The sequence below is a fragment of the Agrobacterium sp. 16-172Ci genome, assembly GCF_053522725.1.
On the sequence record NZ_JBNWBW010000041.1, the window covers coordinates 1 to 13733 of the forward strand.

The window sequence follows — 13733 nt, forward strand, 5'->3', positions numbered from 1 at the left end:
AGCTTCGCGTTTCCGCCGGTTGCTCCCACCACGCCATTTGGCTTATCAAAAACAGCCGAGGCTCTAATCGCAGCCGGATGAAACTTCAGTGGCAGGTCAGATATGCCAGACCAATTTTCACAAATTCAAGTTTCCGGAAGCAAAATCCAGAAAAAAATCATATATACTCGCGTCAAAAACCTTGTTAATGTTCGGACCTATAATGCACATTCTACTTTCCGAATAAAATAGAGTGTCCATATATATATAGTTTCCGAATCCATCTTCTGAGATCGCAATTAGACTTGGCCGCTCCGCCCCCACCTGTTTCCATTCTCTCAATTGTTGAGTCACTGAAACAACGTTTTGCCAAAGGGGCGGATCGTTATTTTCGGCGCTAGGTAAGCCGAATATCGTGAAGCCATCAGCCAACACAGCACCATACGTTCTTAACAAATCCGCGTATTCTAGGGGGAATTGGACACCCAACTCCGCTTCTGCGTGTTGAATTTCATGAGTCTCAACTGGTCCTGAAATTTGCCCCTCGTAGCATAGTGCATCAAACTCTTTGCGTCGTGTTGTCACCAAAATTCTCCTCAGGGTACAATTTGTCCAGAGCTTACAAAGCTTTGATAACGCTGCTTCCAATAAGATTGCGAATAACCCGATTGTCGCACAGGTCCTCCCGGACCAGGAATATGTAGTGGGCCACCATTCACAGAATTATAGGCATTTTGTGAGCGGGTCACCTCAATCAACTGACCTGTCTCGCGTCCAACGTGGTGCAACTGCACCGGTTCCCAATTACCGTCGGCACCCCGAACGAAGGGAGCTTGGCCATTCTTCATCAAGATCACATTCTGTGGACTCAGTTCAATATCTGAACGTTGGACGACCAATTCCCCATTATGACGAGTAACTCCCGTCCAGACGGTACTGTTACTGAACGTTGTTTTAACATTCGCTATAAATTGCTCTTCATCGATGTTTTGAGCTTTAACATTTTCAAAACGTCCCGTCGTGCCTTTAACACTTTCAAATTTTCCATCATAAAACCTCACGCCAATTGCCGCCATAGCAACGGACATGGCGATGCCTTGTGCAAGAAGCTGCTTAACTTCCTTGGCTTGAGGCGAATCCGGGTTCTCGGCGATGAACTTGTGCACCTGCTGCTCGGCTGCCGCATCTGCCACATAATCGTCCAGCATCCTGTGAGAGAGAGCTTTCAGATAGGCCGAACCGGCATCGCCGAGCGTTCCCAGAGCAACCGCAATTCGGAAGCTTGCCGCCTGACCGCTTGGCCCGTCAGTTTTCAGGATGTCGATCAACTGATTGAATTGCGCGGCGTCGATCCGACCGTTTTCGCTGGCCATGACGATCTTTGTTAGCGCCATGGTGATGTCGATACCATCGGCAGCAAGAGCGGGGGCCTCGTTCTGCAGATTGCTACCGACGATGCTCGTCGCCGCGTCCGCGTATTTCTGGATCGCCACAGCATCAAATTTGCCTGATGATTTCAGGGTTTCAAAGTGACTTACGTCCCCACGAACGAGTGCATAAGCCAAGGCACATTCCAGTGCCTCCTGTAGGGCTGCATCGTCCCCTTTTTCCAACCTCTGTTCGATGAAACGCGCGACGGTCTCCGTTGCTTCCAGCCGCAGCTTGGAGATCTCGACACCACAGGGCCCGTTTGTGCCGCAGGCGGTGCGAACCATAAGGTTACCGCTTGTCGGATCGCGATAGAGTTCCTCGCCCTGTTGGATCAGCATAATCGATTTCAGCAAGTCCTCGCTGTTGAGGGCGCCCTGCTTCAAAGCGTCGAAGGATTTGCGCTCCTGCAGCATGGCCTGGAAGCGCGGTGTCTTCATCAACTCTTCGGCTTCGGCAGGTGTCGCCCCGCCATAGAGGATCGCCTCACGATACTGGTCGATAGCGTGCGGGCCTTCTGCCGCAATCCAGCCTGGAACGGCGGCATCCTGCGCCTGGCTGTATCGAAGAGCAAAATCGAGATTGCGTTTCAGATTACGCAGAGCCTCGACATCGAGTTCGCCCGACAGCTTGGTGTAGCTGTCCTTGGTGATTTCCTGATACTTCGAGGCATCCTTGTTGATGGAGGCGAGAAGCTCCTCGGCGGCAGCCTTGTCCGCTTCCGTTCCGGCAACACCATCCTTGTCGGCATCACGAATCGTGACATTCAATTCACCGGAGGCATCGAGCGTCGTGCGGGTCTCGCCCTGCTTGTCCTTCTTCTCATAAGAGAAACCGACGGAGTTCAGCCCACCGCCGCTGATGCCGATAGACCCGCCAACGTTCTTGTACTGGTCGGTATCCTTCAGGTCGGCCACCGTCAGTGTGCCGGTATCGAGGCTGATATCGCCATCGGTCGCCTGAAGCAGCGCGCCGACCAGCGTGGTGTCTTCGGCAACCTTGATGTCGATGCCCTGTGCCGCGACAATCCCAGAGCCGGAGGACCATGCCTTGAAGCCGTCCTCCTTCGAGCCGCGAACACTCCAGTCGGCGGGGTTGACGCCAACCGTCAGGCCGAAGGAAAAGCCGTCGCGCCAGCCCTGAGCCTGCGGCGAGAGGATGGCGAGGTCGCGCCCGACATCGAGATCGACCGTCCTGCCGATGATGTTGCCGCCCAGAAGCGCCGTATCGCGGCCCGATGTCAGCGAAACATTGCCGGCGGAGGTGATGGAGGCATTCGTCAGCGTCTCGTCATAGCCCTTCGACTTGCCGATATCGAAGCCGATCGAGGACAGGGAGAGCTGCAGGCCGAAGGAAGACGACTTGTCTTTTGCATAATCGACAAGCGCTGCCATGAGGATATCGCGGCCGGCATCGATGGAGACATCGCCGCCGGAGACCATCTTCGTGCCCTGATCCAGAATGACGTCCAGCCCGGCCTTCATGACGATATCGCCGCCAGCCGTCAGTTCGGAAATCTGGCTCTCGCTCCAGCGCTGCTCGCTCTTCCAGACCGACAGGTTGATGCCGACAGTCTTGGCTATCGAGCCGGCAGTGATCTGTCCTGTTCCCGGGTCTCGGAATTGCCCCAACGGGTCCAGCATTTTCTCGACCGGACTGCTGAGCGAAGGCCCTTGGGTTGATTGACCTGCACTATAAAAAGCGCCCAGTCCCCCCGTGGCCAGATTGACAACAGCCAGCCCCGCCGCAAGCCCATTGTCGGCATTGGCAAGCGTTGCGAGTTTGGCGGTGATGGGATTGATGCCGGCAAGGCCGGACAGGATCTGCCCGCCGGAGCCGCCCTTCAGTGCGGCATCTATGCCGGCCGATCCGGGGAAGCTAAGGCCGACGTAAAAACCCTTCTCCGTGAAATAAAGCGCATCCTGCGCCGCTTCCAGCCGGATCGTGTCATCGGTCTTCATCAGAAGGTCGTTGACGGCGGCGATCTTCACGCCCGTACCGGTGATCGGACCCTTGGCATTGAGCGAGACATCATTGCCCGAAAGCCGGGTGACGGTCGTATCGACATCGTTCCACGCCTGTTTGACCGAGCCCCATCCCAGACCCTTGAAACCCCATTCCTTGTATCGGTTATGAACTTCCTCACTGACGACACCCATGTCGATTTTGCCGGTGGCGTCGATCGAGAGCTTGTCGAAGGCGCTGACCAGCGCGCCGTTCAGAAGAACATCGCCGGGAGCGGTTCCCTTCGCGCACAGGCTGCCACCGTCGCATACGCCGTAGCCGGCAAGGATCGAGACATCGCCAACCAGCGACTGGGCGCTGGCTTCTGCTGTAGTGATCTCGTTGCGCAGCACCGTGATGCCCGACAGGAAGCCGCGCTTCTTGTAATCTTCAGCGACGAAACTGTCCTTCAGCGTCTCGAAGGTCACATCGCGACCGGCTGCGAGCAGCATGTCGGTGACGGAGCCGAGTGTACCGCCGCTATTGACGATATCCAGGTCGGCGATGATGGTCAGATCGCGTCCGGCCGTGATGGAAGCGACATTATAATCGGTACGCAGGGTGCCGCAGGCCTTGCCGACACAGCCGTCCTGTGAATCGACGGTACGGGTGTAGCGCTCTGTTTCGTTGATCAGCGAGCCGCCGACCCTGAGGTCGATGTTGCCAGCCGAGGCAAGTGTGCCGCCCCGGTTCAGGAGATCGCCATCGGTTGCCATGAACAGGGTACCCGCCGAAATCAGGCCGCTATCCCCGCGTCCTCCGGCAAGTGCACGGTCACGCTCATCGAGATCGATCAGGCGCTGGTTAAGGATAGATGAGGCGGAAATCGAAGCGAGCCCGCTTGCAACAATCGCGCCGCTGTTGTTGAGCTTGTCGTCAATATCGATCAGGAGATCGTCGGCAGCGATGAGGCCGGCGCCGCGCCCGCCACGGAGCAGTTCGTCCTGCGAGGGCAGGTAAAGGCGCGGAACAAGCACGGGCTTGCCGTCGATGATGCGGGTTTCATGCCACACGATGGGCTTTTCGAGAGCAGCGCGCTGCGCCTCGGTTAAGGCCACGCCGTATTGCGCACCGGTGCTCGCCGCGAATTCCGCCGCATTGCGGTAAAGCTGCTCCCGTTGCTCTTCCACAGAGAGGGAAGGATCGATAACCAGATGCGTACCAGCCTGCTGGCGGGCCGCCTCGGCGAGAGCCTTGGCTTCCGCGACAGGATCCGCATAGAAGGTAAGCGCCGCGCCATCTATGCGCGCCGAGCCGAGCAGGCGCGCAGCTTCTGTCGAGCCGGTAACGCGCACGAGGTTGCCGAAATCGGAGGCGTTGACGCTGTGGAGGTTCCGCGCTTCGAAAGCTCCGAGATCAAGGGGCGGAACCGAGACATCATCGAGCACGAAGTTGACGATGCCCAACTGGCCCGCGGCACCGCCAATAGCCGAACCGGCGTTACCACTGATGCCAACAAGCGTCGTTCCGCTGTAATTGCCGAAGCCGGAACCATCGATACCACCGGGCGTGCCAAGACCGTTTTGCAACTCACCTGCCTCGATGGAGACGAGGCTTCCGGAAAGCGTGCCGCGATTGGTGATCGCGGCGCCGCCATCGATCATCAAAGAGCCGCCCGACTTTATCACGGAGCCGACACCGACCGAGGCGGTTCCGACATATGTTTTCGTGGCGTTGCCGTAGGCTCCAGTCCCCACCTCGGCCATACGGCTGCCGATCATGATCACATCGGGAATATTGTTCGGATCGATACCGAGCGCAGCCAGATCAAGCAGACTTGCCGCGTCCGCGTATTCGATGACCTGGACGGCGCCTCCGTTGATGACACCATCCTTGTATTTCTGTTTACCCGAATAGGTGATCGTCACCGGAGACTTGCCCTTGGAAATGACAATCATCCGGTTGCCGCCTTCAGCGCGTTCGGCAAGCGCCGGGTCTTTGAAAACGGCGGGGTTGAATTGTGCCACGAGCCATCGCGGATCGGCACCGACCGGCGCATGAAACTTGCCCGACCCGCTATCCATGAAGCTGCGGACACCGCCCCATTGCACGCGATAGTGATCGACATTGCTGGTGACCATATCGTTGAGGATACGGTTCACGTCGATGGAGAGGTCCTTGACCGCGAGAATACGGCCTTCGCGGTTTTCAAGGGCGTCGCCTGAAATCGCCATGTTTGCGCCGGCGCGGATCGTGCCGGGCAATCGAACTCGAACAATCCCGGAGAACTCGTCGCGCGTGGCGGTCATTGTACCCCAGTACCGCGCGGGGCTGCTGGTGCGCTCGGTCGCATAGAGAATGCTGAGATCACCGAGTTGGTAATAGTCCTGCGCGCTGTCCGTCCCATCCAATGCGGTATTGATTAGTGCCGTCGCCTTGATCTGCATGTCGGCGCCGCTTTCGATGCGGGCCGACGCGTTGGTCAGCGTTGCCAGGACCTCGATAGCAAGATTGCCGCCGGCGAATATGCGGCCAAGGTTGTTATCAAGATTGCCGCGAACCTCGAGGATCATGTTACCGCTGGACTTGATTGCGGCATTGGTCCCGACATTGGCGAGCGATGCGGTCTGGGCTTTCAATCCTGCCCCGGCATGAATCAGCGCTTCGTTTGTCAGCAGGCCGCCAACCACGACGTTTAATGTTCCCGGTGTCAGGATCGAACCAAGATTGTACAGGTTTCCACTGACACTGGTCTCTATCGCGCCGGCATCGATTTTACCTGTGGCACCGTTGACAAGATTGCCCTTGATATCGAGGCCCAGCTTGCCGGCGACGCTAAGCAGCCCTGCGTTCGTGAAGGACGAACCAAGGATGAGATCGAGATTGCGGGCCACCAGACGGGCAGACGAAGAACCGGGAATATAGCTGTAAGTCTGAAGACGCAGATTTCCTCCGGCCTCAATTGATCCGTTGTTGCCAAGACTTGCCGCCGCTGAAAGCAGGGCACCGTTGGCCGAAACGATCTGACCGAGATTGGAGAGACTTCCGGAAAGGTTTACGGTCAGTTCGCCAACCGGTACGGGGCCATTTTCTGTCTGGCGTGTCGAACCGGAATATATGCGCCCTGCTTGCTGGTTATCGAGCTTCTCCGCAGAAGCTGAAAGCCCCTCGCGACCTTGCAGAAGACCGGAATTTGACAAAGTCGTGTCTGCCGAAAGCGTTAGCGCGCGATTGGAAGCGATTGAACCTGCATTGTTGGTGATGCCGCGCGAGGCTAGAATGGTTATGTCACCGTTGCTGGCGATACTTGACCCGGAACCACTGTTGATCAGATCAGCGACAGTCAGTTCCAGATCGCCGACGGCATGGATAGAACCGCTATTGGCAAGAAGGCCGGAAACGGTGGCACTCAGCGTCGTCTCGGAAACGAGTTTGCCGAGATTGACGAGATCGCCAACGACCTTCGTCTCGATAACCTTAGCGATGATTTCGCCGCTTGCCTCATTTCGCGCACCCTGCGCCGCCTGCAGAGTGAGCGCTCCAGACGTGGCGATCAGACCAGCATTGCGTAAAGAACCCGAAAGGATGATGTTTGCGTTTGCCGCAACCAATTCCGCTGCAGGAGAACTGGAAACGTAGGAGCCTGCTTCCAGGCGCAGCGTGGATGACCTAGCGTGCACGACACCATCGTTGAGGACACCTCCCGCAGTGACAATACCGAGCGTGTCGTGACTTATCATCCGACCCAGATTGGTGAAATCTCCTGCGTTCAGCTTGATGTCGATCCGTCCGGCTTCAATCCAGCCGGCCTCGATATTGATCATGGACGCTGCTTTAATTGCCACGTCGGAACGGCTCAGGAAAGTTCCGGCATTATTCAAGGCAGCCGATACAGCGATCTCGAGACTGCCTTTGGCTTCGAGGTTACCGAGCACGTTTGAGAGGTTGCGAGCCGTAATCACAAGATCGGTATTCGCTCCGATCAATGCCGCCGTGCCTGCATTGACAAGATCGCCCGCCACGAGAGTCAGGCTTTCGTTGGAACTGATCTTTCCGCTGTTAATAACCGCGCCACCGGCCCTGATGCTCGCGGTCTCGAGTGTGTTGATCGTGCCGTTATTGCTAAGGTCGCCGCCCAGGATCAACTCTGCCTTCCGGGCAGCCAATTGAGCCCCCTGCGAGTTGGCGATATAATTTACGGCATCGAGTTCAAGTTCACCTGCTGCGGTGATCTTTCCATCATTTGTTACGTTTCCGTCAGAAAGAAGCGTAAGCGTCGTTTCGGAGAGGAGACTTCCCAAGTTGGTGAGATTGCCTGCGGTCGTTATCCTGAGCGTCCCGGCCTTGATGACACCCGTTGCATCAACGATAGCCTGCTGAGCGTTGATCGCGAGCTGGCCGCTTGAAAGGAGTACGCCGGCATTCCTGAAGTTGCGGACATCGAACAGGCGATCGCCCGTCGTGAACACACCGGTGTTCGAAATAGCCAGATCCCGGAATGCCATCGCAAGCGCAGGATAGCCCGCGGTATCGATCCGGGTGCCGATGGTTAGCTGTTCAGCCGCATTGATGAAGACCGGAGAAGTCTTTTTGAACTGGGTGCCATCACCAATCTCGACATTCGTTGCCGTGATCGAACCCTGGTTTCCCGGTTCGAACCAGGTCGATGTCAGCGTTACATCCTTCGCTCTGATATCGATGTTCGGCGCAACAAGGGTCGCCGTGTCGGTGGCAAGTTTGTCTGTCGCGCGCAGGTTCATATTGCCGACGCTGGCGATAATACCGGACAGAGAAGCATTGCCGCCCGCTTCCACCGTCATCACACCGCCGGATTTGAGGACGGCAGCGGAAACGATATCGGCACTCGCGACGATGGAAAGGCCGCGCCCGCCTTCTACGGTCGCCGTATCGAGCAGGGAAACATCGCGGGCAGTGATGGATATTTCTCCCTGGGCCGCGAGATCGCGCGCAATCTGAAGCGCGCCTGCTGCACGAAGGTCGGCGTTGCCGGCTATGCCACCCGACACCATCCGGATATCACCAGAGGATACGAGCGAAAGTGCGCCTGGCAGGAGTGCGCCATTGGCATCGAGCATACCAAGGGCCTGTATGTTGCCAGCCAGCGAAATACCTGTGTTCAGATCGCTGGAAAGGGCCGCAATCGATGCCGCGCGTACAACGCCTGCCGCGCTCGAAACGATCCCCTGGCCCGCTGCATCGCCGGCGATGGCCGTCGTTTTGCCCGTTGAACCATCCGTGCGATTGGAGCCGGCCTTGAGGTCGATACGACCCCGCGCATCGATCAGGCCATCGATCCGGATTGACTTTGCATCAAGCCGGATCTCGTCCGGCGACTGGCCGCCCGCGGCCGAAACACCGGTGCCGGAAATGGTGATGTCGCCTGACCGGGTCTCCAACCCTACCGTACCGGCATTGTAGTCGATAAGCGGTGTACCGGTGGTCAGCGTCGCGCGGCCGGTGTTGATAAATCCGCACCCCATGCAATCGATGCCATTGGGATTGGCCACGATCACGTCGGCCTTTGAACCAAAAACCTCGGTCACGCCATTGAGGTTGGAACGTCTGCTGCCTGTCACTTCGTTGACGATGATCTTGGCGGAGCCGCCACCGACGAGATTGGGATTGGATTCAACCTTGCCGCCGATGATCGAGGTTCCGCCAAGCCCGGAATTGTTCAGGATCAGTCCGCGCGTATCGATATTGTACTCGCGCAACTTGTTATGGCTGACGCCGCCGCTTGACGGCTTGACGATGTTCAGCGTCGGCGTTCCGTTGCCCGAAGACGTCACATTTGGACGAAACTCAATTGGCGCGGTCGGATCTGTGATGACCTGCGCGCTGGCAGGTGCAAATGAACTGGCGATGGTCGTCAGCACAAGGCTGACCGACGTCACCAATGCGGTCGCTTTCTTGACCAGCTTGCCCGGCTTGGACTTGCAGATCAGCACTTTGACCATCATCGTTTTCATTCGGATACTCCCAACAGCAAGGGCAATTGAATTCGTATTCGCTTAGGTACAAACCAGATCGTCAGCAGTTCTTTATGAGCACGGTCCAGATATATTGCGTGGTCCATCCCGGATGGCGGTAAACCGGGCGAGATGTTTCGCTCATGTCTGCGATGGTCGCCCCCGGTTGGCATTTTTCGAGGACAGCCTTTTTGCAGGATTGCTCCGTCGGGGTGACGATCGAATTGGTGCACGTCGCCGACATGATCTTTTCGCCGTTCAGTGTCGCGACCGGCTGCGGATCGGTGGGCCGGCAGCCGGCAGCCAGGGCCAGCGAGAGGAAAACGGGAAGGAAACGCGTCATCTTCCAACAAGCCATTATTTTATTCCTTGCAACTGCCGTGTGTGCCGGAAGGCGATAGCTGCCTCAAGGAACGCGCGCGAACGCGACACGTCACCGGCAATCTCTTCGTCAAAACCGCGGATCAGCAATTTGCGATAGATATCCGAAGCATCCGGGTCGTTTTTTACCGAGACCGGCAACGCTGCCTTCTGCGCGCGACCGTAGGCCGCGACATCCCGCAGATTGTCAAAAAAGCCCGTATATTGGTTTCTGACCGCCGGACTGTAGCCGACAAGGGTGCCGTTGCGCCTGAAATAGGCGCAATCGTCGTTTTCAGGCGGTATCTGCCGGCGGGCGATTGTCAATCGATTTGCCTCATCGATCATCGTGCAAAACGCCTGTGCATTGCGCAGATTCGCTTGTTCGATTTTTTCCCGCCTGGCTGCCTGTTCAGCAGATGGAGCAGCCCCCTGACATCCGACAAGTCCAATCAGGCTGAATGCGATCAAGGCCTTGCCGACAAATGTAACGCGCATGGCTTACCTCGCGCCCGATGCCAGATATTGCCGACCGCGACCGGTCGCTACGGCCGCGTGAGAGAAAGCTGCAGTGTCCGCGACTGCGGCAACCTCGGCCTCCTTGAACCCGCGAAGGATCATCTTCCGATAAACGATTGCTCCATCCTCGGATTTCAGATGGGCTGGTATTTGCGCTTTCTTTGCCCGTTCCTCGTTGGTCGCCTTTTCCGCCGCCTGGGCGAGTGCAACGACGCCGCCAATCGGCACGGGGATCCCGTTGAAGGCAAAATTCGGTAAAGGCGTCGGGCGGCCGTCGAAACCCACAAGAGTATTGTTTCTGCGCATATAGGCGCAGTCGGGTGCATGTAGTGGCTTCTCGTCCACCTTGGTCCTGCGCTGATTGAGCAGATCCACCAGTTCGCAATCCGCCTTGGCGACTCGATCATTCTCGCGATTATATTCGTCCTGTTTCGCCTGTTGCTCCGGAGAAAGCGGCTTCGTCGTCTGGCAACCCGCCAACAAAAGTGCAGCCCCCGCCGCGATCAAAATCGTCGTGATCTTCATGGTCCCTCTCGAAATTCAATGTGATTGATCAATTTGCTTCCGCGGCCTGAGCCGGTTTCCAGTTGCGGGCACGCGCCTGCGCATCCTCGATCTCTGTCGGTGTCATGCTCGCCGTCAGCCGCTCAAGAGCCGCACGCGCGCCGGGATGTCCGCGTTCATTGGCGAGGTTGTAATAGAGGTGGGCGCGGATCGGATCGGCAGCCACACCTTCACCCTTTTCCAACATCTCGGCGAAGCCGTAGAGCGAGACCGGGTTTCCGAGCGACGCGCCCTGTTCGAACAGCTTCACCGCCCTGGCGAGATCCTGTTCGGTTCCGGTACCGGTGCGAAGAAGTGCCGCCTCCATGTTGCGCGCGCCCGTATGCCCATTTTGCGAGGCCTTCTCGTAATAACCGAAGGCACTTGCGGCATCCTTGGCGCGACCGAGACCATCGAGAGCAAGACCTGCGCAATTGAACTGCGCTTCCAGATTACCGAGATCGGCAGCCTTGCAGATCAGTTCAGCCGCGGCAGCAAAATCCTGGCGGACATTTTCGCCGCGAAGATGCATGAGCCCCAACCGGTTCATCGCCGCAGCCGAACCCTTTTCCGCCGCAGCAATATAGAGGGCCCGTGCTTTCACCGCGTCGGGCGTAAACCCCACACCAAGCTCGACCATGCGCGCCAGATGAAAGCCGGCTTCTCCATCGCCCTTGTCAAAACCGTCGGCAAAAGCCTTTGCCGCATTGGAAAAATCCTTCTTTTCCAGAAGCGCCTTGCCATCTTCAAGCGGGCCAGCCGCTGCGGGTTGCGCCAAACCCAGCGCTCCCATAAGGGCGATAAGCGCCAAAGAGGTGAGGGCGGGTCGGCGGAATGATGTGTTGCGCATGGATTGAACTCCGTGATCAGGATTTTCCGGGTTAGCCCCGAGAGCAATTTCGTCTTTTTTCGGCGCCGTGAGTTTGGGTCTCACGGCCAACAAGAACGGTGATTTCTGGTGAAGTCGGGCCGCCATCATCTACCGACCATCCCCGGGAAGAGCCCGATGGTGTCGAGGCCGAACGGGTATTCTTCGCCTGCCGTTTCCTTGAAGGTTTCGATGCCTGATCGGGCGAAGACACCATCCCGAGCCCGCAGCGCGCCCGCAGTCACCTGAACAGGACGGAAGGCATTGATCGTGATGCTGCCCTGGGGCGCCTCAAAAACGCCGCCCTGATCGCCGGTCCCGATCCACGCGGTCGATCCGCCCCAGAAATTATAGAGGCCGGTTGGACGCTGAACGACGGTCGGGATCGAGCCGCCCTCCAGCACCACGGAGGGAGCAGTCGCATTGATGCTGCCGTAGCTGACGATCTGGCCATATCTGTTCAGGATTGAGGATGAGGCGCGCAATTCGATATTGCCGTTGGCATTGATGGCGCCACCCGAAACATTTGTCGTGGACGAGCCATAACCGATGCAGGTCAGCCTGCAGCGCTTGACGAACCGCAGGGAGCCGGACAGACCGCCTTCATTGAGGATGCTACTGCCTTCAATATGCACCGACCCGGAATCAGCATTGATCGAACTGCCGCGGTTAACGATGTTATCGCCAGCCTTCACCGAAACGCTACTGCCGATTATATATGCCTGTCGGCCGGGTAGACGCGGCTGGCCGTAGTTTATGCTGATAGTTTCGGTCGTTTCCCGCGATCGCCAGAGCGTGTACCACAGGCGTTTGCCGTCGTCTTTCTGGTGGTGCCAGACACCTTCCCCGTTCAGGATGTCCGCAATATTAAGGACGTCCTTGCCTGCATCGATTGTCGTCTCGCTGTTGGAGAGGAGTCTGCCCGTATTGTTGATAACGGAGCCTTCGGCCTGCACATCAAGCCTTCCCTCTGAACCAAAGACGATTGCCAGTTGATCGGTATTTTCGGTCAACAGTTTTACATCGCCAGCGGCTTTGACGAATGCCTGGCTTTTCCCGCTCATCAGAACACCGGTATTTGTGATGTCACCCGTTCCGGCCAGAAGCGTCAACGCGCCGTTGATGGCTTCGATTCTGCTTTGAGGCTGACCGGCCAGTGAGCGAGCCTCTATCGAGCCCGCCTTAACATGGACATTGTCCTTCGCTTCAATTGATCCGCTCGTCGCGACCTTGCCGGATGCATCGATCACGAAATCGCCCAGCATCGCGAGCCCGTTGCCCGCGTGGCTGACACCTGCGCCATTGTTGGTGGCGCGGATGCGGACCGTATTGGCCTTCAGCGTCCCGCGGGAGGTTATTTCAATGGCGACAGAATTGTCGTCGCTTCCTTCTGCCTCCATCCGCCCCCAGCTCTGGAGATCGGAGTTCGGAAGAATCGCTGAATCGTATTCGACGGAGCTGCCGCCGGCGGTTAATTCTATAGTAGAACGGAGTTGACCGGCGCTGTTTTCGACAGGCCCGTCTATGCGAATACGCCCGGCCAGCATGTGCAGAGTGCTCATGGCACCGGACAAGCCGCCGGGACCGACATTGATTGTCCCGCCTTTTGTCTTGAGCAGGACATTATCCTGATATGACGTTGGTGTTACTTCGAAGCTCCTGATCGACGCCTCACCGGTGGAAAGTACGACGCCGCCGGTGTTGTGGAAGGATGCGCCGTTCACGGAAATGCCGTTGGGATTGGCAATGATGACATGCGCGGGGTCGCCTACCACCCTCAGCGGGCCATTAAGATTGGAGATGCGGGAAGACGTCACCTCGTTCAGGATCGTGCGTGCATGGACCGTACTGTTGTCGAGATTGACCCCGAGAGGGCTGACAGAAAACTCCGTATAAGTATTGTGGCTGATGGTGGATCCGGGGCTGCCGACCGGATCGGCTATATGAACCGTCGTTGCACCGGTCACGACATCGGCGCTCGTCCTAGTATTGCTGGCACCGTCGGGAATGACCTGCGCGAAGGCGGGCAACGCAACGCCGCACAGCAGCAAGGACAGGCTAGCTGCCACGGAATGCTTCATGTTTACCAACTGGAACATGCT

General features: G+C 57.6%; 7 protein-coding genes. All 7 read right to left on the minus strand.

Features of this window, described 5'->3' with window-relative positions; translation table 11 throughout:
- Nucleotides 1-117: 117 nt before the first annotated feature.
- Complete coding sequence (locus tag ACQZ40_RS24605) at nt 118-564, minus strand: SMI1/KNR4 family protein (RefSeq protein ID WP_448748823.1); 447 nt, start codon at nt 562-564, stop codon at nt 118-120.
- A gap of 11 nt (nt 565-575) precedes the next feature.
- A complete protein-coding gene (locus ACQZ40_RS24610; protein ID WP_448748824.1) occupies nt 576-9341 on the minus strand; it encodes a two-partner secretion domain-containing protein in 8766 nt (2921 codons plus the stop codon).
- 61 nt (nt 9342-9402) lie between these two features.
- A complete protein-coding gene (locus ACQZ40_RS24615) occupies nt 9403-9684 on the minus strand; it encodes a hypothetical protein (RefSeq protein WP_244926207.1) in 282 nt (93 codons plus the stop codon).
- 14 nt (nt 9685-9698) lie between these two features.
- Nucleotides 9699-10199 (minus strand): hypothetical protein, encoded by a 501-nt coding sequence (locus tag ACQZ40_RS24620; protein WP_448748825.1) that lies wholly within the window; start codon nt 10197-10199, stop codon nt 9699-9701.
- A gap of 3 nt (nt 10200-10202) precedes the next feature.
- Nucleotides 10203-10745: a hypothetical protein gene (locus ACQZ40_RS24625; protein WP_174036030.1), complete on the minus strand. Its 543-nt coding sequence runs from the start codon at nt 10743-10745 to the stop codon at nt 10203-10205.
- Nucleotides 10746-10773: 28 nt separating this feature from the next.
- Nucleotides 10774-11613 carry a tetratricopeptide repeat protein gene (locus ACQZ40_RS24630; RefSeq protein WP_237680963.1) on the minus strand — a complete coding sequence of 280 codons (840 nt, stop codon included), beginning with the start codon at nt 11611-11613 and terminating at the stop codon, nt 10774-10776.
- Nucleotides 11614-11738: 125 nt separating this feature from the next.
- Nucleotides 11739-13730 (minus strand): filamentous hemagglutinin N-terminal domain-containing protein, encoded by a 1992-nt coding sequence (locus ACQZ40_RS24635; protein ID WP_448748826.1) that lies wholly within the window; start codon nt 13728-13730, stop codon nt 11739-11741.
- Nucleotides 13731-13733 lie beyond the last annotated feature (3 nt).